This window comes from Plectonema cf. radiosum LEGE 06105, assembly GCF_015207665.1.
Lineage (GTDB): Bacteria > Cyanobacteriota > Cyanobacteriia > Cyanobacteriales > Nostocaceae > Rivularia > Rivularia radiosa_A.
Window position 1 is genome coordinate 1 of the sequence record NZ_JADEWL010000113.1, and the last position, 22,769, is coordinate 22,769.

Genomic DNA, 22,769 nt, shown 5'->3' on the forward strand with positions numbered 1-22,769 from the left:
GCCCTACTCCAAATCCAAACCCCACTCCTAGCCCTACTCCAAATCCAAACCCCACTCCTAGTCCTACTCCAAATCCAAACCCCACTCCTAGTCCTACTCCTAACCCAAACCCCACTCCTAGCCCTACTCCTAACCCAAACCCCACTCCTAGCCCTACTCCAAATCCAAACCCCACTCCTAGTCCTACCCCCAACCCAAACCCTGCACCAGATCCAAATCCTACATTTGGACCGACACCTGCACCTACTCCGGCACCAACGCCAAATCCAAACCCGACACCAGCACCTACTCCTACACCTGCACCAAATCCAAACCCTAATCCAACACCAGCACCTACTCCTACACCTGCACCACCACCCATGTCTAATTGCAACAGTGACCCATGCCTTGCGGGTATAGAAGAGAAACTTGATCAAAATAAAATCAATTGGTTAAATGTTGAAGTTCCGATTATTACTTGTGAATTACAAAACGGTGAATACAAACCAAAGCGAGAAACAAAAAAAGTAAAAGTATTATCGACTTCGAGCGGCTCAGAAACACTAAAAGTGCAATATAACTTTCAGGAAATTGCAAAAACAAACGAAGAATTATGCTTGTTAAAAAATCTTGAACCTACATTAGCAGTTCCGGAATGGTGGCAGGCTCGAGTTTTTCAGCGGCCACAACTAGTTATTCAATATGCAGAAGAGACAAATGGAAAATTAGGTAGAAGTCGTTGGAGCGTTTCGCTACCCCATTACAATAAGCAAAAAACCTTTAAACCTGATTTTCCTAAATATAAGAAAGGAAATACTGAAGGTGTTTTAGTTCTTACAGACAATTCAAAAATTATTATCAATGCTTCTAGTAAATCAGAAGTGATACGAGTAATTAATTCATTAAAAAATTTTGTTGATGCAAAGTTTTTAAAAGGCATTCAACCGCCCCGAATAGGAGAGCGAAACAAGGTTTACAAGTCGGCTAATGTGGTTCCAGTTCGTTGCAGCTATTTCCCTAAAGGTCAGCAAGATGTTGCTCCTGAGTGGTCAATCAAGCTTTGGGAGAAAAAGAAATGATAGCAGAATTAATTGAACTGCATTCTATCCAAGGAAGACTTGCAATTAAGCTTAAAGACTTTAAAAGAATAATTAAATTTTACTCAGAATCTTTCCTAATTAAGTACCTAAAAAGACTATTAAAAAAGAAGCTTGTTATTGCTTATAAATACAAAAAAAATTGGTATATATTTCTTCCCAAAAGTCCAATTACTAAAGCTACACGACCCAATCAATTTATTCCTGCTAATAAAGAAAATTTTGTAACTCCAAGCGGGAGAATTGCTGAATTTGATTGGCAAAAAGTATTAGACCAGTCTCCTAGAGAAATACAGGATTTTTTTTTACAAGGCTCTAGCAATACCATAACGAGAAATGGGTCTTTATACGTAACAGGACTAGTAAGGCAAGGTGTTGACTTAAACTCTTCGACCGTAGCCCCAAAGAGTACAACTTCACTTACACCCTTTGCACAAAACAGTTTTCCGGCTACGCTCGAATACAAATACGGATATTATATTAAGTATAACGAGGCACTAATGAGCGTATTTGACCCCGGAGTTTCAGGATTAGTTAAAAGTACAAATATTCCCGCAGCTTTTTTTGAAATCTGCCGCGCTTTGGATGCAGCAGAAAATGCACGTAATGGTGCTAACCCTGGATTACCACCTCAAAGAAATATCTCTACGACCGTTTCGTTTGATACCGGAACAATTGCTGTAGCTGCAACGATTCCTGTTACTGCAACTGTAGGCGCTGATGGTGTTATTCAATTAACTGCTGTTAACTACTTAGGTGCTACTTATGGTGCTTTTGTTCTTGATGGTGATATGACTTCAGACACTTTACCTGAAGCAATGGTAGAAATCGCTACACTTTTAAGCAACACCGAAAAATCAATTACTCCGGCAGAAAACCAACCGGACAACGTGCAGGTTCAGTTTGACTTGGAAACTGGCAGCGCGGTTATTAGTGCAAACTTGCCTTTCACTTCTCGCTCGGAAACTGACGGTGCTGTAACCGTTATTGCTATTGATTATCTGTAATCTAATTACCTAAACAAATAAAATGGCAAATAAAGGAAAGCCGTTAGGGCCAAGAGTAACAGTTTTATTTGGGGATGTCAAAAGAACGGGTCGCGGAAAACAAGCAACGACAAAAGGTAGCGCCCGTTATGTATATATGCTCAAGTCTACAGCCGAGTTCTTTGGATTTAAGGTTGTGCCAAACGCTCAAGTAGTTACTAAGAATAAAGCAACCTTAGCAGTACGTGGGTCTAGTGGAGCCGGAAGCATAAAGTTATATGTAAAAAGTGGCGATAAGAATAAAGCAGTCCGAATACCAGTTCCTGGAGGTGCAACCATCACCGAGATAAAAGCTTTTTTACAAAAAGCAACAAAAGTTCCGGAAAGCTTTACCTCAGTGAATGGAAGACAATACCCTATTGGTGCTAAAAAAGGTGCTAAACCTTAACAAATGAAAACTAAATTAGTTTTCAAAACACAATATAGGCTCGACTTGAAACCAGTTGAGTCTATTATTATCCCTTATCTCTTTGATAAGAACGATTCAAGCTTAATAATTTCACTACAAGCAAATCCTAGTAGAAATTACAGAAGTAGTGGAACAATTAACCAAATACTAATTGATTATCCCAATAAATTAACAGCTAGTTCACAAATAATTAGATTTGGGACACAACTGTTTGAATTCCCAAAAAAAGGGAGATTTCAATTAAAGTTTTATCCTAATTACTATTTAGGTAAAACTAATATTTCAATCCAAAAAATCATGAATACTCAGAGTTATTTACGTGCTTTAATTCCTAGTTCTAAAAAAATAACGTTGCCAGCGTCTACACCTGTAAAGATTTTAGATGTAAATTCTCAACGAGTGCAGTTAATTTTTAGAACCATCAATGACCCGGTAATTCTTGCAACAGAATTCGATCAAAATAATGACCCGGTTATATTACTTGATGAAATCAAAAGCAATCAACGCCACGTATTAGAAGAATCGATCTCTGGGATGTATTTTGGGGAGTATTGGGCTTATAGTATCCGTCAAACAGTAATAGGAATTACTGAATTTTCGACTCAATAGGATTTGTACATGGACTGGATATCCTTTTTACGATTACTCCTAGATGCACTTATTCCAGTGCTTTTAACTTTATTGCAACGAAATACACAGATCACCCTTGAAAATCTTGGGGAATTTCAAAATTTCAAGAAAGAAATATTGGCAAGCAGAAAAAGAGAATTTATCTGTATTCATGAAACCAAGCAAATGGTGCAAGATAACGCCGCTCGTATAGATTCTATTTTATTGATTTTGGAAAGGTTAGAAAAAAAACAATGAAGATTAAAGATATTTTGCAGCTATTAAAAGCACTTCTTTTAATTAGCGAACAAGTGACAGACATGATTGCTGATACTTCTATACCTAAAAATCAGCAGCCGGAAATCCAAAAAGAAGTAGACCTTGCCTTATCTCGGTTGCAATCAGCCAAATCAAAAATTGAGATTGACCCAAATAACGGGTAAGTGTTCCTCACTGCTACCAATTGACGCTGGTAGCTTTCCTTATTAGTTCACTCTAACAATTTAACTTGTAATGTTCGGAGTAGCGCTTATGTACTACTCCGAACATTAGAAATCACAGGTCAACGTTTACGACTAGATTGTAGTATGTGTAGTCAAAAGTTGCGATCGCAATTTGTTCAATTTAAGTGTGGGGATTCGATGCACGCTCTTGAAATTACTGTAGCGTATAAGATAGTGAATTTATCAACTGTAAGCTGACTATAATTCGGACTACCTTCGGAGAGTGCATCGACCTTAAGAATATTAAAAAAAAATCTGACAGTGGAAACTATTTAGATAAAAACAAAGATTATGTTCCTATTAATCTAATAATAATTAACTTTTAAACTACCAATAAATAAAAGATAATTTTGGGTTGTCACTATTAAATTAACTTGAGCTAAGTAAAAATTCTTAACTTACGGGTTGTGTCAATCAAAGCCTGAAATCGCAGGTAATTGTGTTGAATTTACCTTATTAGATAATTTAGCGCATTTTGCCGAAAGTTTTCGTTAATTAGGCTACATTTTCTACATAACTTTTCCTTGTTTACAAGCAAGTATATCGGCGAATCGAGAGATTAGTAGCTGAGAACTTGTTGCAATTTTGGAGTGATTATTTAGGCTTAGCTCATGTTACTAAAACTTAAAAAAATCCCAGGGAAGAATTAATCATGGATGAAATGAACGACATGAACATGAATGATACTAGTGAAACCAATGAAATGAACATGGATGATACTAGTGACACCAATGGCATGAACATGGATGATACTAGTGACATGAGTGACTCTAACGACATGGATGACACTTCTGGTGCGACTCCACCTGCTGATGAGGTAGCTGACTTTGAAGGAGTCGGACTAATAGTTGAAGAGGATATCGTTGTAGAGAACGAAACCTTCAGAAACTTTGACTCTGATGGTATTGCAGTTGTAGAAGATGGTGTTAATGTTGGGCTTGAACAGGTTGAATCCACAAGCAACGGAGATGATGGTTTTGAAATTCGGGGTGGTGTCAGCGATGTTTCAGTCACAGCAAACCAATCTTCTTTCAACCTCAACGGTGATGATGGAATAGATGTTTTTGGTGAAAATAATACTGTCGATTTATTTCGAGTAGAAGCAAGCTTCAACGAAGCAGGAGGTTTGGGTGTTGATGGTACAAATAACACTTTTAACATCGATACCAGCGAATTTGAAGCAAACCAAGACGGTTTGGTGATTCCTCGCACAGGCTTAGGTAATAATTTCGACATCAAAGACTCTGCATTCTTTGACAACAAAGATGATGGTATCGATATCTTTGGTAATGACAATACCTTTACTTTAGAGAGAGCCTCTTCAACTGGTAACGTTGAGGATGGTCTAGAAATTGATGGTAGCAATAACACAATTACCGGCAGCAACGGTAACTTTTCTGATAATGGTGGAGACGGCTTTGGTGATGACATTACCGCTGTTGGTAACGAAATCACCTTAAATACAACCACATTCCGCAATAACGGTGATGATGGTTTTGATATCGAGGGTTCTGACAACACCATCACTTTAAATAACGTATCCTCGGATGGTAATACTGAAGAGGGTTTCGAGATTGATGGACGTAATAACACAGTTACCATTCAAGATAGAAGCGTTTTTGGTGGAAACAAAGAAGATGGTTTCGATATCGACTTCCGAGGAACGGAAAACACTATTGAAGTAATCGAGAGTGCATTCCGTAACAACGGTGATGATGGATTTGATGTCTTTGGTGAAAACAACACTATCACCTGGGACGATGTAGAAACTTTCGACAACGCAGAGCAAGGTTTTGAAGTTGATGGTGATGCTAACACTATTACTATCAGAGATAGTTTCATGCTAGATAATGGTTCTAGTGGTTTCTCATTTGACTACACTGGAGAGATGAACGAACTAACCATCAATGACTCTAAAATCTTCCGCAATGCTGAAGACGGTATTGAAATTCTTGGTAACGGAAACACTGTAGGGTTATTCGGTACAGAGATCATCAATAACGGTGAATGGGGATTAGAACTTGCTGGTGATGAGAATCGCATCCAAATTGGCGAAGGTACTACCTTCGAGGGTAATGAAAACGGAGCAATCATAATCACTGGTACTGGCAATACTATCGATATACTTAGCAGTACAGGTTTGACTGCTGATGATATTGTTAATCAAGGCAGCAACAACACTGTTACTTTTGCTTAATTACCACTGATTTTTTCAGGGAATTAAAATCTAAAAACTAGAAAAATGGAGAAAGCTGCATTCTTGTAATAAACAGGCTTTCTCCATTTTGTTGTATGTAAAGAGGTTGATAAAATGATAATTGTGTGTTGCTGAAGAAATTATTAGAGGAATGAACAACCGTAATTCTTACATTATCAAAGGTGGCGACACCTTAAGCGGAATCGCACAACGTTATTTAGGTAATGCCAACCGTTGGCGAGAAATAACTAAAGATACGGGAGAATGCTTTACTGAACCTGAAGCGCGACGGTTACAAATTGGTCAAGTTGTTTATTTACCGTTAGAAAATACTAATATTACTTCCGAACCCAATATTAAGGCTAATTCAAACAAGAAAAAAACTAGTAATGAAGGTTTAAAATTTATTGCAGACCATGAAGGAATAATTCTACATCTTTACAATGACCCAGCCAATCATGCCACAATAGGTGTCGGTCATTTGGTACACCACGGACCGATATGTGGCAAAGAACCGGAAGAATTTAAATGTGGAATTACCAAAGAACGAGCGATGGAAATTTTACGTAGTGATGTAATCCAAGCCGAACAAACTGTTAATAAACTTGTGAAAGTACCGCTGAATCAAAATCAATTTGACGCGCTTGTAAGTTTTATATTTAATATTGGAGAAACACAATTTGCATCGTCTACATTATTGGCTAAATTAAATAACGGAGATTATCGCGCTGTACCAACTGAACTAAATCGTTGGGTTCATGCTGACGGTAAAAAATTACCGGGTTTAATTAATCGTCGTCGGAATGAAGGAAATTTGTTTAATAAATAATGTCTAATTTTTCTCAAAATAACCCACTACTTGGAACTTGGAAACTAATCTCAATCACGGCTATATTTCCCGACGGAAAGATTGATAAGGAAGCATTTGGAATTAACCCGATTGGCTACATCACCTATACCCCAGAAGGTAAAATCATGGTGATATTCTCAAAAAGCGAGCGTCCATTATTAAGCGGTAATTCAGCTTCACCCCTGACTACTGCTATACATTCAGTACCAATTGAAGAGCGATCGCAAGCGTTTTCTAGTTTCAATTCCTATGCTGGAAGTTATACCCTTGATGGTAATACTGTTATTCATCATGTCGAAATCGCATCAATTCCCAATCGTGTAGGTAAGAGTTTAACTAGAACTTTTACATTACATGGAAATCGAGTTACTTTAAAAACCCCACCAAGTAAAAGTGATGATACGCCCAAATTTGAATTGGTTTGGGAACGGATATAATTGCTCTAAAAAATAAAAAAGCCATGAAAAACAAGGTTTCACGGCTTTCTAATAGTGTGAGGAACTTAACTTTAATCTCATTATAACCAGCAAGTTGCTGTGCAAATGTTTGCGTATCAATTTTTGTAACAAGATTTTTTGATTAAATTAACATTAATTCCACGACTAATATCAAATCCGTTTGTATGGGAATTATACATTTTTAAACGCAAAGTGACGCGGAGGTAAGCGCAGAGGAACGCAAAGTTTTTTGTACATACTTTTTATGATTCGATGTAAGCAGAAGTAGGCTTTTTAGGGTAAAAGTCTATAAAAAAATAAAAACCGTAGGATAGTTCAGGGAGGTCTACGGTTTTAAGTAATATGGTGTAAGGAGACTTGCTTTAATGTTAAGTCTATAGTTAGCAGGCGCTAATAGTTCGCTGGTAACAAATTTGGTAACGAGATGATTTTGTTGAGCAATTGTGCATTTATCGGCAATTACCAATCTATAACAAAGCACCACCACAACTTGAACCGCTACCAGCAGTACAACCATAACAATAGTTAGCAGTTTGCACTTCGCCAATTAAGTTTAAATTACCAGCTTCCAGCAACTTTGCGACTGTAATAGTTTCCCCGTTACGAGTTGTTGCGGGTATATTCATCATCTGATTAAAATCGCAATCATACACATTACCGAGGTAATCAATCGAAAGTTCATCACGACACATCAAATTTTCAACAGTAACAGGGTTAAAATTGGATTCTAGAAAATGCAAGTAAGGCTGATATAATTTTCTTCTTTCTAAATAAAATTTAGTTCTACCAACTGGTAAATTAGTAATAGCAAACAAGTTGTTAAATACAACATCAAAATTATCTTGCAAGAACTGTTTATAATCCTGTTCCAACTTAACTTGATTGGGAGTTAAAGTAAATTTTTCGTTTGTCGGTAATTGGGGATTATAAACTAAATCCAGAATTAAATCTGCTGCTTTTCCATAACCAAGTTTATTTAACCATTGTAAAGCTTTAACCGAAGCATCAAAAACACCATTACCGCGCATTTTGTCAACATTATCAGCTAAATAACACGGTAAAGAAGCAACAACCCTAATTTTATTATCAGCAAAATATTTGGGAATATCGGCAAATCCATCTACAAAATAAATCGTTAAATTGGAGCGAACAATTACCTGTTTCCCATTTTTTATTGCAGCTTCTACAAGTGGTTTAAAACCATAATTCATTTCCGGTGCGCCACCAGTTAAGTCTACAATTTTAATCTCAGGAAATCTGTTAATTACTTCTATTAACTGTTCGCAAATTTCCGGAGAAAGTTCTTCAGTTCTTTTTGGTCCGGCTTCTACATGACAGTGAATACAAGCGAGATTACAACGCTTACCTAAATTGATTTGTAAAACGTTAATTTGCTTTTTGCTCAAAGAATAATTTAGTTTACGTTTGAAAGGTGTTACTATAGTTTGGATCATAATTTTAAAGGTCAAAGGTTTCAGGTTGAAGGTCAAAGGTTTAAGGTCAAAGGTCAAAGGTTTAAGGTCAAAGGTCTAAGGTTTAAGGTCAAAGGTTTAAGGTCTGCATATCAAAGGTTTCATAACTCCTAACTCCTAACTCCTAACTCCTAACTTTTATTAGCAGCATCCGCCGCCGTCATAATACCAAGTTGAATCGGTGACAATCACTTTTTCTGGTAAGGCATCCGCTAAGTTTTTTGCAGTTTTATCACATACAGCCGCCGGAATTCCTCGCTGTAAAATATGCCCTTTATTATCATCAAAAAATGGTTCTGAACCTGCATATATTGCTGTTTTACCAGTAAAAAGACAAGCTCCATCTTCGGGTATTTCGACTTTAAAAGCTACTGAATCCAGACTTTCTAAAAGTAGATTTTCTTTTAAATTATAAGTAGTAGCTTCCAGTAGACGATAAGGACGACGAGCGCGAATTTCAACTTGTCCAAAACCAACATTAATAATACGTTGAATATACTCTTCATAAGTCAACGCACCAGATAAACACATGGCTCGCAAACGCTCATCTTTTTTTAAATGTTCCGGTATCGGACGAGTCGCAATCGGATCACTCATTTGCAAACGTCCACCCGGTTTTAATACACGATATGCTTCTTTTAAAGCACGAGTTAAATCTTCGGGTTCAAAGATATTAAAAAGACAGTTTTGTGCCACAATATCAACGGAACTATCAGCAACTGGTAAATTAAAAGCGTCACCTTCACGAATTTCAACAAAGCTGACATCAAACCAAGGATTCTCTGTTGCTGCAACTTCTAAATTTTGCTTTGCAGCTTCGCGCATATCTGCAACTGGATCTACCGCAATTACCGCACCCGCATGACGGGAGAAGTAAGCGAATTGCAAAGCTTCTAAACCACCGCCAACCCCTACATACAGCACCGTTGGTTCGTTACCGAGTTCGTTAGCGTGAACGGTGGTACCACAACCGTAATTCATTTCCTGCATCTTCAGAGGAATATGCAAACCTGGTAACTGCATGGGGGTAGTTTGGACGCAACAAAGACCAATTTCCGGACTTTGGGCTACTTCACTGTAAAATTGGGCTGCTGTTTCTAAGTAAGTCATTCGATTTTAGATTTTAGATTTTAGATTGATGATTTTGGATTGTCCTGTTATTGAAAAAAACTAGATAGATATTAATCTCAATAACTTTCAGTTGGACGAATTTTCACTGAAAATAAATTCAATTGAAAAAAGCGGTAGCAGGTTATTCACCTGTACCACTATTGATTCTACAAGGCTGACAAAAATCTGGGAGTAGATTCTTTATATATTTATTTAAATATGATTTATCTTTTGCTAGATGAGTTTTTCCTGAGAGTCAGCTTGGATAATGTTAAATTTTTTGATTCATTCTCGCAAAACATAACCAACACCACGTACCGTTTGAATCAGCCGCTTTTCCTGATTCGCTTCCAGTTTCAATCGTAGGTAACGCACGTAAACCTCAATAATGTTGGAATCCCCCATGAAATCATAACCCCAGACTTCTTCAAGAATGCGATCGCGAGTTATGACTTGTCGGGGATGAGAAAGTAAATATTCGAGTAAATCAAATTCCTTGGCTGTCAAATCAATCAATCGCGAATTTCGGTAAACTTCCCTGGCACTGCGGTTTAATTTTAAATCTTCAAACTGTAAAATATTTTCGCTACTTTCTTCAGATGTTCTACGAATACGGGCGCGTACTCTCGCCAATAGTTCTTCCACACTGAACGGTTTTACTACATAATCATCCGCACCAGCATCCAAACCTGCAACGCGATCGCTAACTTCATCTTTAGCAGTTAACAAAATTATCGGTACTTTATTCCCAGTGCTTCGTAAGCGTCGGCAAATTTCTAAACCAGTCATGCCGGGTAGCATCCAGTCTAAAAGTATTAAGTCAGGTTGAGATTCCCGTGCCATCGTTAATCCGGTTAATCCATCATTTGCGACGCTGACTTGATAGCCTTCAAAACCCAACTCTAATTCTACAAATTTAGCCAGTTTTACCTCGTCTTCTACCAGTAAAATATGTGCTTTCATAAAATTTACTTATCTTATTTGAAATATATAAAACTGCCTTTTGCCTTGATTCTATGGGTATATCATGATTTATTCAATAATTGACATAAAATTTCTTAATATTAATTTGGAGCTTTAAAGAAAATATTGTATATTCTTGATATTTATTATAAAAAAAATATTAGCCATCAAAGTAAAGTTAAAAAAAATATCTTATTTATCAGTAAATAAAAATTAAATCAAAATTTCCCCTTATTGAATAAAAATCGATGCTATTAGAATCACAAAATTCACAACAAAAACAGCGAACTTTAGAAGTTTTATCATCTCTGAGCTATCGCAATGGAGAATTAAAGGAATTTTTACAAGAAATTACCATCGCTGTGAGTAAATTAATTACTATAGATTGGTCTGTAATCACCCTTTGTCAAAAAGATTTTGACAAAATTCTTGCTAGCAGTATAGAGCTAGATGATTATGAAACTATTTATTCATTGCATGATGTTGTAACTGGAACGGTAGTAGAAACAGGAAAAAGCCTGACAGTGGAAGATACCAATACCTCTAGACAATATGGTAAAGTTCCCGAAGGATATCGTTCTTATTTAGGAGTTCCGTTACGCACTTCCCAAGGACAAGTTATTGGTACCATTTGTTCGTTTCATCAACAACCCCGCAAATATAATTTAGAAGAAGTTACAATTGTGGAATTATTTGCCGAACGTGCAGCAACAGCAATTGATAATTATCAACTTTATCAACAACAATGCAAATTTAATCAAATATTAGAAGCTGAAGTTGCTCGCAGAACCGAAGAATTAAAAGCAGCACAAGCAAAACTTCTAGAAACGGAACGTTTAGCGGCAATTGGGGAATTTGCTTCCAGGATTATTCACGAAATTCGCAATCCTTTTACTACCATGAAAATGGGTTTGAATTACTTTAATAAAATTGATAAATCAGAAGCTTCTCAAATACGGTTATCTTTAGCATTAGAAGAAGCAGATAGATTAGAAAGATTATTAAAAGAAATTTTACTTTATGCAAAACCTCAGCATTTACAGCGACAAACAATTGATATTAATGAATTTCTCACAGAAACGTTGGAATCATTGCGAATGATGCCTTTTTCAAACCAACGTCAAATAGATTTTGAACTAAAAAACTATCCCCCATCAACTCAGTTAAAAGTAATGGGAGATAAAGATAAACTTAAACAAATAATGATTAATCTTGTCCGTAACGCTTGTGAAGCTATAAGCGTGGGAGAAACCGTCAAAATTCAACTTGAAAACAATCTTAAAGAGCAAGTATTGATTAACATTTGCAACGGTGGAGAACCCATCCCCCCAGAGATTTTGCCAAAATTAACTCAGCTTTTTTACTCGACAAAATCCTCTGGAACTGGATTAGGACTAGCAATAGTTAAACGCATAGTAGAATCTCATAATGGTGAATTGTTGATTAAATCTTCCTCAGAAGAAGGAACAACAATAAGCGTAAAATTACCAATTTGTTCTTAGCAATAAGCAGTAATATCTTCACCACATTCATCAGCAAGATAGCATAAAGCTTTAAAGCGCAAAGTCACAACTTGCTCGTAAAGAGGATTTAATTTACACATTGGAGGAATGTGAAATAACTTACGACCAAAAACTACTATATCGCGTTCAAAAGGACATTGTGCAGGAATGAGTTTGCACAGAAAGTGAGCTAATTTAGAATTTTTAACTTCTTGTGAATCCAGCCATTGACGAACTGGGAAAAGAAAGTCATTTTCGGATTTGAATTGAGTAAAGCTTGTCATGATTTTTACCTCATTTTATAGTTAGTTTTAAATCCTGTTCTATATATAAATAGGATCGGATTTAATAACTTATGCATTTCCAACTCTTTAGAACACCTATAACTACATACAGCTATTTGAGGGTTCCGGATAATTTGAGCAGAAAATAATTGTCAAATAGCTGACATATTTTGCAAGTTGAAAACTATAGAAATTGCACAGTTTAGTTAATTACAAATTCATATAGCAATCCTATAGGACTTGTAATATCGTTTCAATTAAAGCTGATACAAATCAATAATGTAGAGACGTTGCACTGCAACGTCTCCATAAACTGCAATTTGTATCGAGAATTAAAATAGCAGTAAAATATCAGGTATTGACAAATCCATCAACCGCAACAGTTTGAATAAGATAAAATAGCAACGTAGGTACATCACTCCTTGTCATCACCCAACAACTACCAGCGACAAAGTACTATTTAAGATGCCCAAGTGGAAACTTGTTACCGAATTTACCTTTGATAGCGCCCATTACATCAAAGATTATAATGGCCCTTGTGGTCGAATGCACGGGCATACCTATACAGTGCGAATCGAAGCCATCAGCACTAAATTACACTCCTCAGAATATTGTCCTCATCCGGTAATGGTTGCCGACTTTAGAAGTTTACGTTGGGCTAAAAAAGATGTCACCAAAGGAGGATTGGATCATTGTATTCTCAACGAAGTAATGCCTCCAGAATATGAAACCACAGCCGAGATGATTGCTAAATATATATACGATGAAACCAAAAAGAAATTACCAGAAGGTGTAAAAATCAAAGTTGCGGTATCCGAAACGGCGAATTCTTGGGCTGAGTATGAGGATGATTGAGATTGGGATTAAGCTACTAGTACTTGAGCAAGCCAAAAATGCGGGGTGGGGTAAGGGAGTAGTAAGTAGTAAGTAGTGGTTCTGGTACTACATTTTATGCTGCTCAAAAGCTGCAAAGATATTGGTTAGGTACAGAAATTGGTGATACTTTGGGAACAGTTAAACGATTAAACGATTTAGCTGATGGTAAATTGGAAGAATGGGAATCCGCAAGAGGAAAGAGACAAATGAAAACCAAAACAGATTCTCGACAATTATATTTATTCTCTTAGAAATATAGATTTAAGTTTATTTTACAAGGTTGAGCTACCGAATAATTCCCATTTTCCTTACAATCAAACTTATTTTTACCGATTATTAACTATTTTCAAATATCTTTCCAAATCTTTAACTCGCTGTTGGGTAACATCAGTCAAACAACTAAGTTTAAGAACTGGTTCTAAAGTTCCTCCCTCTGCTTCACCAGCTTCAAAAGCACAACTTTTATCTCTAAACTGAATCCAAGCAATTTGAGCATCAACTAATCTTTTCTGCTGCTTAGCATTTAATTTTGGTTTCAATTGTCGATAAACTTGATTAAGTTTTTTATCTGCTGCTTCATAACTTCTACCAGCACAAACTCTCATTTCCAAAGTCGTCTGAGGATTATTACAATTGACGTTTTGAGCTATTTGATAAGAGTTAGCATGAGCTAAATTTGCTGAAGCGACAATACCCAAAATTGGTAGGGAAATAAGAGCAAGTTTTTGTAAGTTAGAATGCAATTTCATTTACTTGTATATCCTTGTTTGTATTTGGCATTAATAACCTCACTATTCATCTAATTAATTCCGGATTTTATCAACGTGAATTTCCGTGAAAATTCGGATTTTTATGATAGTTGTGTTGTGTGACAGATATTTATCGTAAAAACCCGACTTCATTAAAACTTTATTTATTCCATGGAAAATATCTTTGCTTCTCCCATTTCAGGAACGACATCAACTTCTATTTGGAAAGTACTAAAAAAACCAGTACCACGAATTTCAAACTCCCAACCACCATTTTTAAATTCCATTGGTATTCCGTTATCATTATCGGCAAACCTTTCATCGTTATGTAAGAAAAGCTGTAACTGTTGATTTTCTGTTGGTAACAAAGCCCGAATGTAATATTGTTTGTGAAAAACTACATTATCGGAAAAACCGATACCGAGTAAATCTCTTTCTCCGACATAAAAATCAAGCCGTATTACCATATCTTTTTGAGTGATACTTTCATCTGCCAAAATAGATATAGTATCCAAATAACCTTCCCAAATTAACTTGTTATCGTCAGCCCAATCAAAAGCAAGTTCTTGGTTATTTTCTTGAAAATTAACACTATTATCCAAATCAGTTTTACTGAAAGGACCATAACAATTTTCTGCTTCTTTACTTTGATGAAATAGCTCAAAATCCACACCACGAGGTTTAATACAAACCCCCATAAAAAACTCACTTTTGCCAAATAAATCTTTACCGCGAGTTACCTTACCCCTAACAAAACGCAATCGCGATCGCAAGTTACCAAAAAAGAAACGTGTGGCAATTTCAAATGCTTCTCTTGAAGTTACCAGCGAGTCTTTACCACTGTGACTTTTATGAATAAATGTTCTAGGAACTCCAGGTATTTGAGCATAAGCTTGTTTAACTAAACCGTCGCTACGATTGTAATTGACTCCATATTCATCGGTTACAGAAAACAAACGATTTAATAAAGATGCTGCTGGCTTATCATAACTACGGTAATTCGTTCCTACTACTGTTAGTAATCTTTCTACTGGAAAATATTTATGAAAATTAGTGAAAGATGCTTGATTTTTGGGGTCATTTTGAAAACCAGGATGAAAATGTTTTATTTCATCTTTTGCACTAATCCCAATCCAATTCTCTATCAATTGAAATGAAATACCTTGATGTGGTGTACCAAGAGTCACAATTTTGTTAATGAAATCTTCCGCTTTTTGATTATTTTCAGGGTAAACACGTTGTATGGCTTCCCGCACCAACAGCCCACCCATCGAGTGAGCAATAATATTTACTTTCGGCTTTTCATTATTGTTAATATGTGCCAATTCTCGAATAAATTCAATTAATCGCACCAGCGCCTTACCATAGGTTTTAAATGTTCGATCATTCAAATCATAGTAGCGAAACACCCAAATCGTTTGACAAACGTTTTCTACTGATTCTAGTAAGTGTAAAGCCATTGCTGGGTCAATAACAATTTTATCCCCCGAAAAAAATTTTTCTGTCTGTAAACGCTTGAAGTTATTAATAACATTTTTAGTTTCGAGATTTTGCAACGTTGGAGATAGAGAAACTCCTTGATTTACCATGTTTTCCAAATTCAGCAATTTGCGAGGAAGTACCGGCTCTTGATTTATCTCTTTACCATAGTAATTTACTACATTTGTTGCATCTTTATACTTCCAATTTGATTTCAAAAACCGTAAAATAAACCCTTCATAGATATAATTTTCGCCTTGCTTATGCAAGTAAACGCTACCATCATTAAAACCTTGATATGCATCTTTTTTATCGTCGGAAACATCCAACTGACCAAAACCTCTAATTAAAATGATTGGCTGAGAATTTCGTGTAGGTTCAGACATAGTGACCTTGGAAAGATTATTTGTGCAAATTTAAGTAGTTTATCTATTGACTTTTATACCTAAATCTCATTATTTTACATATTTATTTTTAAAAATATATGTCATATTCGATGAATAATTATTAATTTTCATGACTATGAAATTTGTATTATATAGTTAAAAATAAAAATATTGATTCACTTAAATGAACTATCATTTTAATTTATTCTCAGATATTCTCGGATTTCACCACCGGAAAACCACACCTGCGGAAGACCAAACTTGATATGTAGAATATAGTTCAATCAGGTTAAACTTGATCAAAGTAGCTTTTTATTGCGCTACTAATAATAAACTCCCAGTTTCTGTTAACTTTTTATTGCGCTGTTTGAGAAACCCATAATGCTAGACCAAATATTTGATTATCTACACTATAATTTCAGTATTGAAGCATCTATAGTCTTACTTATTCTAATTTTTTTAGAAGCCGTACTATCTGCGGATAACGCCATTGCCCTTGCCGCCATCGCCCAAGGACTTGACGACGAAAAAATCCAACGTCAAGCGCTTAATATCGGTTTAGTCGTTGCCTACGTGTTAAGAATTACTTTGCTTCTTACCGCTACTTGGGTACAAAAATACTGGCAATTCGAGTTAATCGGTGCTGCTTATCTACTTTGGTTGGTATTTCAACACTTCACCTCCGAAGAAGACGAAGAACATCACCATCACGGTCCCCGCTACAAATCGTTGTTACAAGTCATACCAGTAATTGCCTTTACGGATTTAGCCTTTTCCTTGGATAGCGTCACAACTGCGATCGCAGTTTCCGATACGAAATGGTTGGTAATCACCGGCACCACCATCGGTATTATTACTTTGAGATTCATGGCAGGTTTATTTATCCGTTGGTTGGATGAATTTGTCTACCTCGAAGATGCCGGTTATATTACCGTCGCATTCGTCGGAGTGCGCTTATTGCTCAGAGTCGTCAACGAAGCTTTCGTTCCTCCTCAGTGGGTAGTAGTTAGTGCGATCGCCATCATCCTAGCTTGGGGATTTTCCAAACGTACTTCCACAAGTTGAAGAAAGCGAAAAAACAGAAGTTACGAATTAGGAAAAGTATGAGCCGGTTTCCATTAGATTTCATCCTAAAATCATAGCTTGGGCAAAAAAAAAGGCAGAAAAACGAGGAATAGGATATCAAACAGTTATTAATGAAGCACTATTAGAGAAAATAGGCTGAAAAAGTGATATCGCTATCCCTCAACCAAAAGATGATACGCGTTAGCTTCGCTATACTGCGTAAACGCGCAGCGTGTCTGAAAGACTCAGCGTAAAGCAAGAAGGCTTATCGCCATCCCCAAAACCAAAAGGCGATAACTTCGTTAAGCTGCGCTAACCCATTCCTCAAAACTACCGAAAAGCGATATTTCGTTAAGCTGCGCTAACGCATTACGTCGCACAAGCTTCGCATCTACACACTTCATCCCAAAGTCCAAGTCGGTGTAGGATGGCAAAGACAATATTTTTGGTATATACTATAAATGCGCTTTGAATGGGACGAAAATAAAGCTGAGTCAAATTTTTTGAAGCATGGTATTCGATTTGAGGAAGCTGTAACAGTTTTTGCCGACCCTTATCTCATGTTTACGGAGGACTCTAGCCATTCTCAGGGAGAAGAAAGGGAATGAGCAATTGGTGAAGCGGAAAATGGCTTAATTGTTGTGGTTGTTTTTACCATGCGAGGTGAGGGAATTAGGATAATTAGTGCGAGAAAAGCGACAAAAAGGGAGTGTCAAAAATATGAATCAGGAATCTGAGTTTCCTTTTGACAAAGCAAGACGAGTTACACCAGAGGAAAACCAAAAATTCAGAGATGCGATCGCAGATCAGTTTGGGGTTACACTCAGGAAGCGCGGACGACCAGCTAAGGATGAAGAGGAAAAGTATGAGGCGGTTTCCATTAGATTTCATCCTAAAATCATAGCTTGGGCAAAGAAAGAAGCAGAAAAGCGAGGGATAGGCTATCAAACGGTTATTAATGAAGCCCTATTAGAGAAAATAGGCTGAAGAAACGCGATCGCAATCCCAAAACCGAAACACGATACGCGAAGCGTAAAGCAAGAAGGCTTATCGCCATCCCCAACACAACCAAAAGGCAATCGCCATCCCCAAATATCCCAAATAAACGCGATACGCGTACCACTTTGTGGAAGCAAGCTACGCGTAGCGTGTCCCTTTGGGACTCAGCGTAAAGCAAGAAGGCTTATCGCATTCCTCAAAACCACCAAAACGCAATGATAACTTGTACTTCAATCTTAAATAAGCCCAGCAGAATCTGAGGGAATGCTAACGCACTCCCCCTAAGTTCTTAAGGAAAATATCTGTAAATATCCTTTCTTTGAAGTGCTCGAACAAAAACAATTGCGTCATCAGAGATTGTTAACCCAATTCTGTAGTCCCCAATTCTGATACGATAATAATCACCATCAGCTTTAAGTTTTTTAACATTTTTCACATCTAGAAGATTTTCAGCATTTTCGACTTCTTCAATTACTGCTTGTATTTTCTGTAGCAAGGTTTCATCTCGAATTTTGCTTAAGTCTTTTTCAAAACTCTTTCTAAACTCAACATTCATCCTTTATTTCCCAAAATATTGAAAATAGCCTCTCGGCTCACTAGCTCAGTATCTTCACCTTCTTTAATGGCTTTTTCCAGAGCTATATCTTCAATGATTTCTGCTAATAAATCAGAAAATACTTCTTTTTGTTCTTGTATAACTTCGGTGAGTGCAATTTTAAATATTTGCTTGATTTTATCTTCGTCAAGATTTAGTTCCGTCATCTTACTTCCTTAAACTTTTGATTGATACTAGGATAGCAAACGTTTGCTTGCAGGTAGCGCTTAGCCGTAAGGCTTGTCGTAAAATATCGCACATCCCTAGGTGGATGTAAATGAGTGGTGAGATGATTCAATATAGAACTCAACTTACACTGGAAAAAAAAATCAAAAATATTTATTTCGCCTGATTACTATCAATATTTATTTCATTTTTCATCGATTCTGAAGCTAATTTAGTCGGAATTCTTAGGTTCAGAACAATTACTAATTGATTTTGTTCAATATTTATATTTGTAATATTAACTACACTATTTTCTGGTAACAAATCCATTCCCTGCGCCTTTACAGAAGACAAACTTTTATAACCAGCTTCTTCTAACCACTCAGAAATATTTCGCCAATTTTCCACCTTTGCATTACCCTTATCCACCAAACCCTTAACGTATTTATACACAGTTGCACAAAGGTCAGTTTCCACTCCCTTGGCATTTTTACCCAGCTTTTCTGCAATTTCCCCAGGGCTGTGACCACAAAGCAAACCCCGTAAATGAAGCTTTTCCACTGGTGTCAAACGTTTTCCCTTGGCAGACGCTAAATCAATATATAAAGTCTCTAAATCCCAGTGGTTCCCTGCTTGGGTGAAATACTCATCAGTAGCTCCCATATGTATTATCCTTATTAGTTACTGATGTAATTCTAATTTAAATCCTGATATTTATCAGCATTCAATTAGCTTTTTACTGGTATATACTGAGATTAATTAGATAAATACTACATCATTTTAAGTATAGATGCGGGTGCAGCTTAGGAAGAGATAGTAGAGAAGTTGATTGGTTGTCTACCAGCCTGTGCATCGGACGGGGATTGAGGTTTTTGACGAGAGTGTTAGTTATTGCTAACAGTTGAATAGTTTGAAGAGTATTGGATTAGACGCATCAAGATTTTTGGTGTTTGGCAGGTAATTGTTTGCGTTGTAATCTGCTGGGATGCTTTGTCGGTATCGATTATAGGACTTACGCAACTGGCATCTTTTCTCTTCTGGGTGCTGTGACACTTATAGAAATTATGAACGTAGTAATAAAGCTTGTGGTGTCACGCACCAATTACCCATTGTGACACTTGCGTAAGTCTTAGATCATATTTTCGGCTAAGGAAAAAATTAGCTCAGTACTTATAGTACATCAAATAAAAGTTATGGAGGTTATTTCTTATGTCATCATTAGCTGAAGCAGAAAAGCAAGCTCGCCAAGTAGTTGATGCATGGTCAGTAGCAGCAACAGGAACAGGTTGGATACCAGGGTCTAGTATTGTTCTTGGAGCTGGCGATATTGCAATGGTTATTGCTGTAGGACGCATATTTGGATTTACAGAAATAAATGAGAAAGAAGCTGTCGCAATATTTGCTTCACTTGCTGGAAATAGAGTAGGACATTATATCGCCGATGTGGGGCTAAGTTTTATTCCAGTAATCGGATGGGCTATTAAAGCAGGTGTTGCTGGGGGAGTCACAAAAGCGATAGGTGAAGGTGTTATTCAATACTTCAAAATTCGTTCACCATACATTTAAACTCTCAACTCTTAATTTAAGGCAGCAATGTAATGCGTTATCTATGGCTATGGTTTCTAGCTTTAATCTTACTTCTCGGTAGCTTATTCTTTTCCATTGTTAGCCCTGCTTTCATCCAACAGCCAAACTATACCTTACACATCCTACACACAAATGACCACCACGCCCATTTAGAACCTATTCAAATTGCTAACTATGAATTGGGTGGTATTACCAAACGCAAAACACTAATTGACAAAATTCGTTCTCAAAATGCAGCAAAAAAAGAACCACTTTTGCTGTTAGATGCAGGTGATATTTTTCAAGGAACTCTTTATTTCAATCGCTATCTAGGTCAAGCGGATTTGTACTTCTATAATGCCTTGGGTTATGATGCTGCAACTCTTGGTAATCATGACTTTGACCGTGGACAACAAGTATTAGCTGATTTTATTAACAAAGCCCAATTTCCCCTAATTTCTGCCAACATCGAGGTAGATAAAGCTTCACCACTTGCTGACAAGATAAAACCTTGGACTATCTTTCAGATAAACGGTGAAAAGATAGGTGTTTTTGGACTCACTACCGAAGAGACAGCAATTCTCTCAAATCCTGGTGATGGTCTAACTTTCACAGACCCTATTCTCGCTGCAAAAAACGCAGTTACAGCTTTAACTGCTCAAAATGTTAACAAGATTATTGCTCTGACTCATATTGGTATTAACGCTGACCAGGAACTAGCCCGTCGAGTTAACGGTATTGATGTAATTGTTGGTGGTCATTCCCATACACCACTTGGTAAAATGCCTGGTGCGACAGAACCCTATCCAATAATCGAGAAATCGCCTGATGGTCATAAAGTACTGATTGTGACTGATTGGGAATGGGGCAAATATTTGGGAGACATTCGAGTTGGCTTTGATACTAAAGGCGACGTTATTTCTTGGAAAAGTTCCCCTAAACCTGTGAGTAAAGATATTTCACCAGACTTAGCCTTTGAAGAAAAATTAGAACAGTTTGCAGCGCCGATTGAAGCACTACGCGAAAAAATAGTAGGTGAAACAACTGTAGCACTGGATGCAAATCGAACTACCATACGCACTCAAGAAACGAACTTGGGTGACTTGATTAGTGATGCCATGCTGGATAAAACTCGTCCTGATGGCGCTCAAGTCGTAATCATCAATAGTGGTAACATCAGAACTAGTATTCCCACAGGTCATGTAACTGTCGGACAATTGCTAGAAGTATTGCCCTTTGGGAACACAATTACTCGGCTTGATTTGACTGGCACACAACTTAAGCAAGCACTAGAAAACGGTGTCAGCAAAATAGAAGATGGAGAAGGGCGTTTTCCCCAGGTTGCAGGATTACGTTTTGAATGGAATCCTATAGCTACCGTTGGTAATCGCATTTTATCTATCCAAATACAAAACTCTGATGGAAACTATAAACCACTCGAAGCTGACTCTATTTACCGTGTCATTACTAACAATTTTCTCTTGAGTGGTGGTGATGGTTACAAGGTTTTCAAAAATGGGAAAAACCAAGTTGATACAGGCTTTTTGTTAGTAGATGTAGTCACAGATTATATTACTTCTCACTTGCCTGTTACTCAACAAGTAGACAAGCGAATTGTTCATAAAGCTATAACCACATATCTTTAACTGTCCTCTTTCCCACAACCCCGACAATTTCTCTCAGTCGGGGTTGTAATTTATCCTAAATATTGATTTTTTGCTAAATCACTACTTTCATAAGAACAATAACTCAGAATATGGCGTATTTAATTTAATTTTTAATGCAGTATATAAAGATTGATTAGATGTATATGATTTCACTCATACTACTAAATTCAATAATTATAATTATCAGTAAATACCGAATATTTTGCATCTCTAGATTTGATTAAATCTGAATATTTTCCCGATAAAACTGACAAAAACTATTGAGGTGATAAAACATGTCTGGTTACTTTTCTTCCGGCGACATCGGTTACACCCCCAGCAGTGCTTCAGACATCAAATTAAACCATGAAGTCTTATTAAATGATGGCACAGAGGGAACCATTATTTATGTATATTCTGGTGGAATTAAATATGATGTACAAACAACTACTGGTGCAAATATAGTTGCTTACTATTCACAGATTGTGCGATATCGAGCAAAATAAACATATCACGTTAATAGAGGATATCGAACGGTTTCCGGGTGAACTTTAAGAGCAATTGTCGCTGGTGCTGATTCGCTGCGAAACACTCTCAATTTATTATTTTCAGCGACTAACTAGCGTTTATTTTATGTCGGATTTGTAGGGTCTGGGAATGAGTTAGGAGTTAGGAGTTAAGAATTGTAGAGACGTAGCAATGCTACGTCTGTACGGGAGTTAGGAGTTAGGAGGACGGGAATTAATTTCTCCCCCCATCTCCCC

At 36.8% G+C, this 22,769-nt stretch carries 27 protein-coding genes and 1 pseudogene; 18 read left to right on the forward strand and 10 right to left on the reverse strand.

The window, feature by feature from the left end; all coding sequences use genetic code 11:
• Positions 1 to 373, reverse strand: a 373-nt coding sequence (locus IQ247_RS24115; protein WP_193923873.1) for a hypothetical protein, incomplete at its 3' end; no start/stop codon positions are given.
• Between IQ247_RS24115 and IQ247_RS24120 the strand changes: the two genes are divergently transcribed.
• From IQ247_RS24120 to IQ247_RS24160, 9 genes are all read left to right on the forward strand, one after another.
• Positions 360 to 1,058: a hypothetical protein gene (locus tag IQ247_RS24120; RefSeq protein ID WP_193923875.1), complete on the forward strand. Its 699-nt coding sequence runs from the start codon at positions 360 to 362 to the stop codon at positions 1,056 to 1,058. The two genes, IQ247_RS24115 and IQ247_RS24120, sit on opposite strands and share 14 nt — an antisense overlap.
• Positions 1,025 to 2,083, forward strand: a complete 1,059-nt coding sequence (locus IQ247_RS24125) for a hypothetical protein (protein WP_228059998.1) — start codon at positions 1,025 to 1,027, stop codon at positions 2,081 to 2,083. Before IQ247_RS24120 ends, IQ247_RS24125 begins: the two co-directional genes overlap by 34 nt.
• A gap of 22 nt (positions 2,084 to 2,105) precedes the next feature.
• On the forward strand, positions 2,106 to 2,510 hold the full coding sequence (locus IQ247_RS24130; protein WP_193923877.1) for a hypothetical protein: 405 nt from the start codon (positions 2,106 to 2,108) through the stop codon (positions 2,508 to 2,510).
• Positions 2,511 to 2,513: 3 nt separating this feature from the next.
• Positions 2,514 to 3,140, forward strand: a complete 627-nt coding sequence (locus IQ247_RS24135; RefSeq protein ID WP_193923878.1) for a hypothetical protein — start codon at positions 2,514 to 2,516, stop codon at positions 3,138 to 3,140.
• Positions 3,141 to 3,149: 9 nt separating this feature from the next.
• Positions 3,150 to 3,398: a hypothetical protein gene (locus IQ247_RS24140; protein WP_193923881.1), complete on the forward strand. Its 249-nt coding sequence runs from the start codon at positions 3,150 to 3,152 to the stop codon at positions 3,396 to 3,398.
• Entirely contained in the window at positions 3,395 to 3,583 is a 189-nt protein-coding gene (locus IQ247_RS24145; protein WP_193923883.1) for a hypothetical protein, read from the forward strand. The genes IQ247_RS24140 and IQ247_RS24145 overlap by 4 nt, the downstream gene beginning before the upstream one ends.
• 712 nt (positions 3,584 to 4,295) lie before the next feature.
• Positions 4,296 to 5,840 carry a right-handed parallel beta-helix repeat-containing protein gene (locus tag IQ247_RS24150; protein ID WP_193923884.1) on the forward strand — a complete coding sequence of 515 codons (1,545 nt, stop codon included), beginning with the start codon at positions 4,296 to 4,298 and terminating at the stop codon, positions 5,838 to 5,840.
• 151 nt (positions 5,841 to 5,991) lie between these two features.
• Positions 5,992 to 6,669, forward strand: a complete 678-nt coding sequence (locus IQ247_RS24155) for a lysozyme (protein WP_193923885.1) — start codon at positions 5,992 to 5,994, stop codon at positions 6,667 to 6,669.
• Positions 6,669 to 7,127 carry a lipocalin-like domain-containing protein gene (locus IQ247_RS24160; RefSeq protein WP_193923886.1) on the forward strand — a complete coding sequence of 153 codons (459 nt, stop codon included), beginning with the start codon at positions 6,669 to 6,671 and terminating at the stop codon, positions 7,125 to 7,127. The genes IQ247_RS24155 and IQ247_RS24160 overlap by 1 nt, the downstream gene beginning before the upstream one ends.
• A 488-nt stretch (positions 7,128 to 7,615) precedes the next feature.
• Here IQ247_RS24160 and arsS read toward each other — a convergent pair whose 3' ends face one another.
• The 3 genes from arsS to IQ247_RS24175 form a co-directional block, all read right to left on the reverse strand.
• Positions 7,616 to 8,602, reverse strand: a complete 987-nt coding sequence (gene arsS / locus IQ247_RS24165) for an arsenosugar biosynthesis radical SAM (seleno)protein ArsS (protein WP_193923887.1) — start codon at positions 8,600 to 8,602, stop codon at positions 7,616 to 7,618.
• A 159-nt stretch (positions 8,603 to 8,761) separates the two neighbouring features.
• Complete coding sequence (arsM, locus tag IQ247_RS24170) at positions 8,762 to 9,730, reverse strand: arsenosugar biosynthesis arsenite methyltransferase ArsM (protein WP_193923888.1); 969 nt, start codon at positions 9,728 to 9,730, stop codon at positions 8,762 to 8,764.
• Positions 9,731 to 10,015: 285 nt separating this feature from the next.
• On the reverse strand, positions 10,016 to 10,693 hold the full coding sequence (locus IQ247_RS24175) for a response regulator transcription factor (RefSeq protein WP_193923889.1): 678 nt from the start codon (positions 10,691 to 10,693) through the stop codon (positions 10,016 to 10,018).
• Between the two features lie 248 nt (positions 10,694 to 10,941).
• On the opposite strand from IQ247_RS24175, the gene IQ247_RS24180 reads away from it, so the two are divergent.
• Positions 10,942 to 12,195: a GAF domain-containing sensor histidine kinase gene (locus tag IQ247_RS24180; RefSeq protein WP_193923890.1), complete on the forward strand. Its 1,254-nt coding sequence runs from the start codon at positions 10,942 to 10,944 to the stop codon at positions 12,193 to 12,195.
• Here IQ247_RS24180 and IQ247_RS24185 read toward each other — a convergent pair.
• Positions 12,192 to 12,479: a Mo-dependent nitrogenase C-terminal domain-containing protein gene (locus IQ247_RS24185; protein WP_193923892.1), complete on the reverse strand. Its 288-nt coding sequence runs from the start codon at positions 12,477 to 12,479 to the stop codon at positions 12,192 to 12,194. The genes IQ247_RS24180 and IQ247_RS24185 overlap by 4 nt on opposite strands.
• Positions 12,480 to 12,944: 465 nt before the next feature.
• Between IQ247_RS24185 and IQ247_RS24190 the strand changes: the two genes are divergently transcribed.
• On the forward strand, positions 12,945 to 13,334 hold the full coding sequence (locus IQ247_RS24190) for a 6-pyruvoyl trahydropterin synthase family protein (RefSeq protein WP_193923893.1): 390 nt from the start codon (positions 12,945 to 12,947) through the stop codon (positions 13,332 to 13,334).
• Positions 13,335 to 13,681: 347 nt separating this feature from the next.
• Here IQ247_RS24190 and IQ247_RS24195 read toward each other — a convergent pair whose 3' ends face one another.
• On the reverse strand, positions 13,682 to 14,104 hold the full coding sequence (locus IQ247_RS24195; RefSeq protein WP_193923895.1) for a lysozyme inhibitor LprI family protein: 423 nt from the start codon (positions 14,102 to 14,104) through the stop codon (positions 13,682 to 13,684).
• A gap of 164 nt (positions 14,105 to 14,268) precedes the next feature.
• Complete coding sequence (locus IQ247_RS24200; protein WP_193923897.1) at positions 14,269 to 15,969, reverse strand: esterase/lipase family protein; 1,701 nt, start codon at positions 15,967 to 15,969, stop codon at positions 14,269 to 14,271.
• 381 nt (positions 15,970 to 16,350) lie between these two features.
• Here IQ247_RS24200 and IQ247_RS24205 point away from each other — a divergent pair, with 381 nt between their 5' ends.
• The 4 genes and pseudogenes from IQ247_RS24205 (at position 16,351) to IQ247_RS24215 (ending at position 18,021) form a co-directional block, all read left to right on the forward strand.
• Complete coding sequence (locus tag IQ247_RS24205; RefSeq protein ID WP_193923899.1) at positions 16,351 to 17,034, forward strand: MeeY/MeeF family manganese export membrane protein; 684 nt, start codon at positions 16,351 to 16,353, stop codon at positions 17,032 to 17,034.
• A gap of 52 nt (positions 17,035 to 17,086) precedes the next feature.
• Complete coding sequence (locus IQ247_RS33435) at positions 17,087 to 17,194, forward strand: hypothetical protein (RefSeq protein ID WP_322745567.1); 108 nt, start codon at positions 17,087 to 17,089, stop codon at positions 17,192 to 17,194.
• 301 nt (positions 17,195 to 17,495) lie between these two features.
• Positions 17,496 to 17,771: pseudogene (locus tag IQ247_RS24210) on the forward strand (BrnT family toxin).
• Positions 17,755 to 18,021 carry a BrnA antitoxin family protein gene (locus IQ247_RS24215; protein ID WP_193923900.1) on the forward strand — a complete coding sequence of 89 codons (267 nt, stop codon included), beginning with the start codon at positions 17,755 to 17,757 and terminating at the stop codon, positions 18,019 to 18,021. Before IQ247_RS24210 ends, IQ247_RS24215 begins: the two are co-directional and overlap by 17 nt.
• Before the next feature lie 301 nt (positions 18,022 to 18,322).
• On the opposite strand, the gene IQ247_RS24220 is transcribed toward IQ247_RS24215, so the two are convergent.
• From IQ247_RS24220 to IQ247_RS24230, 3 genes are all read right to left on the reverse strand, one after another.
• Positions 18,323 to 18,589, reverse strand: a complete 267-nt coding sequence (locus IQ247_RS24220; protein WP_193923901.1) for a type II toxin-antitoxin system RelE family toxin — start codon at positions 18,587 to 18,589, stop codon at positions 18,323 to 18,325.
• Positions 18,586 to 18,795: a hypothetical protein gene (locus tag IQ247_RS24225; RefSeq protein ID WP_193923902.1), complete on the reverse strand. Its 210-nt coding sequence runs from the start codon at positions 18,793 to 18,795 to the stop codon at positions 18,586 to 18,588. The genes IQ247_RS24220 and IQ247_RS24225 overlap by 4 nt, the downstream gene beginning before the upstream one ends.
• Before the next feature lie 172 nt (positions 18,796 to 18,967).
• Positions 18,968 to 19,456, reverse strand: a complete 489-nt coding sequence (locus IQ247_RS24230) for a helix-turn-helix domain-containing protein (protein WP_193923904.1) — start codon at positions 19,454 to 19,456, stop codon at positions 18,968 to 18,970.
• Positions 19,457 to 20,002: 546 nt separating this feature from the next.
• Here IQ247_RS24230 and IQ247_RS24235 point away from each other — a divergent pair.
• The 3 genes from IQ247_RS24235 (at position 20,003) to IQ247_RS24245 (ending at position 22,511) form a co-directional block, all read left to right on the forward strand.
• On the forward strand, positions 20,003 to 20,359 hold the full coding sequence (locus IQ247_RS24235; protein ID WP_193923906.1) for a hypothetical protein: 357 nt from the start codon (positions 20,003 to 20,005) through the stop codon (positions 20,357 to 20,359).
• Between the two features lie 32 nt (positions 20,360 to 20,391).
• On the forward strand, positions 20,392 to 22,005 hold the full coding sequence (locus IQ247_RS24240; RefSeq protein ID WP_193923908.1) for a bifunctional metallophosphatase/5'-nucleotidase: 1,614 nt from the start codon (positions 20,392 to 20,394) through the stop codon (positions 22,003 to 22,005).
• Positions 22,006 to 22,301: 296 nt separating this feature from the next.
• Positions 22,302 to 22,511: a hypothetical protein gene (locus IQ247_RS24245; RefSeq protein ID WP_193923910.1), complete on the forward strand. Its 210-nt coding sequence runs from the start codon at positions 22,302 to 22,304 to the stop codon at positions 22,509 to 22,511.
• Positions 22,512 to 22,769: the final 258 nt, after the last annotated feature.

What these genes read in the sequence shown, in the direction of transcription:
- IQ247_RS24120 (WP_193923875.1), top strand. Translation starts at nt 360, where the DNA reads ATGTCTAATTGCAACAGTGACCCATGCCTTGCGGGTATAGAAGAGAAA.
- IQ247_RS24130 (WP_193923877.1), top strand. Translation starts at nt 2,106, where the DNA reads ATGGCAAATAAAGGAAAGCCGTTAGGGCCAAGAGTAACAGTTTTATTT.
- IQ247_RS24135 (WP_193923878.1), top strand. Translation starts at nt 2,514, where the DNA reads ATGAAAACTAAATTAGTTTTCAAAACACAATATAGGCTCGACTTGAAA.
- IQ247_RS24140 (WP_193923881.1), top strand. Translation starts at nt 3,150, where the DNA reads ATGGACTGGATATCCTTTTTACGATTACTCCTAGATGCACTTATTCCA.
- IQ247_RS24145 (WP_193923883.1), top strand. Translation starts at nt 3,395, where the DNA reads ATGAAGATTAAAGATATTTTGCAGCTATTAAAAGCACTTCTTTTAATT.
- IQ247_RS24150 (WP_193923884.1), top strand. Translation starts at nt 4,296, where the DNA reads ATGGATGAAATGAACGACATGAACATGAATGATACTAGTGAAACCAAT.
- IQ247_RS24155 (WP_193923885.1), top strand. Translation starts at nt 5,992, where the DNA reads ATGAACAACCGTAATTCTTACATTATCAAAGGTGGCGACACCTTAAGC.
- IQ247_RS24160 (WP_193923886.1), top strand. Translation starts at nt 6,669, where the DNA reads ATGTCTAATTTTTCTCAAAATAACCCACTACTTGGAACTTGGAAACTA.
- arsS (WP_193923887.1), bottom strand. Translation starts at nt 8,602, where the DNA reads ATGATCCAAACTATAGTAACACCTTTCAAACGTAAACTAAATTATTCT.
- arsM (WP_193923888.1), bottom strand. Translation starts at nt 9,730, where the DNA reads ATGACTTACTTAGAAACAGCAGCCCAATTTTACAGTGAAGTAGCCCAA.
- IQ247_RS24175 (WP_193923889.1), bottom strand. Translation starts at nt 10,693, where the DNA reads ATGAAAGCACATATTTTACTGGTAGAAGACGAGGTAAAACTGGCTAAA.
- IQ247_RS24180 (WP_193923890.1), top strand. Translation starts at nt 10,942, where the DNA reads ATGCTATTAGAATCACAAAATTCACAACAAAAACAGCGAACTTTAGAA.
- IQ247_RS24185 (WP_193923892.1), bottom strand. Translation starts at nt 12,479, where the DNA reads ATGACAAGCTTTACTCAATTCAAATCCGAAAATGACTTTCTTTTCCCA.
- IQ247_RS24190 (WP_193923893.1), top strand. Translation starts at nt 12,945, where the DNA reads ATGCCCAAGTGGAAACTTGTTACCGAATTTACCTTTGATAGCGCCCAT.
- IQ247_RS24195 (WP_193923895.1), bottom strand. Translation starts at nt 14,104, where the DNA reads ATGAAATTGCATTCTAACTTACAAAAACTTGCTCTTATTTCCCTACCA.
- IQ247_RS24200 (WP_193923897.1), bottom strand. Translation starts at nt 15,969, where the DNA reads ATGTCTGAACCTACACGAAATTCTCAGCCAATCATTTTAATTAGAGGT.
- IQ247_RS24205 (WP_193923899.1), top strand. Translation starts at nt 16,351, where the DNA reads ATGCTAGACCAAATATTTGATTATCTACACTATAATTTCAGTATTGAA.
- IQ247_RS24215 (WP_193923900.1), top strand. Translation starts at nt 17,755, where the DNA reads ATGAATCAGGAATCTGAGTTTCCTTTTGACAAAGCAAGACGAGTTACA.
- IQ247_RS24220 (WP_193923901.1), bottom strand. Translation starts at nt 18,589, where the DNA reads ATGAATGTTGAGTTTAGAAAGAGTTTTGAAAAAGACTTAAGCAAAATT.
- IQ247_RS24225 (WP_193923902.1), bottom strand. Translation starts at nt 18,795, where the DNA reads ATGACGGAACTAAATCTTGACGAAGATAAAATCAAGCAAATATTTAAA.
- IQ247_RS24230 (WP_193923904.1), bottom strand. Translation starts at nt 19,456, where the DNA reads ATGGGAGCTACTGATGAGTATTTCACCCAAGCAGGGAACCACTGGGAT.
- IQ247_RS24235 (WP_193923906.1), top strand. Translation starts at nt 20,003, where the DNA reads ATGTCATCATTAGCTGAAGCAGAAAAGCAAGCTCGCCAAGTAGTTGAT.
- IQ247_RS24240 (WP_193923908.1), top strand. Translation starts at nt 20,392, where the DNA reads ATGCGTTATCTATGGCTATGGTTTCTAGCTTTAATCTTACTTCTCGGT.
- IQ247_RS24245 (WP_193923910.1), top strand. Translation starts at nt 22,302, where the DNA reads ATGTCTGGTTACTTTTCTTCCGGCGACATCGGTTACACCCCCAGCAGT.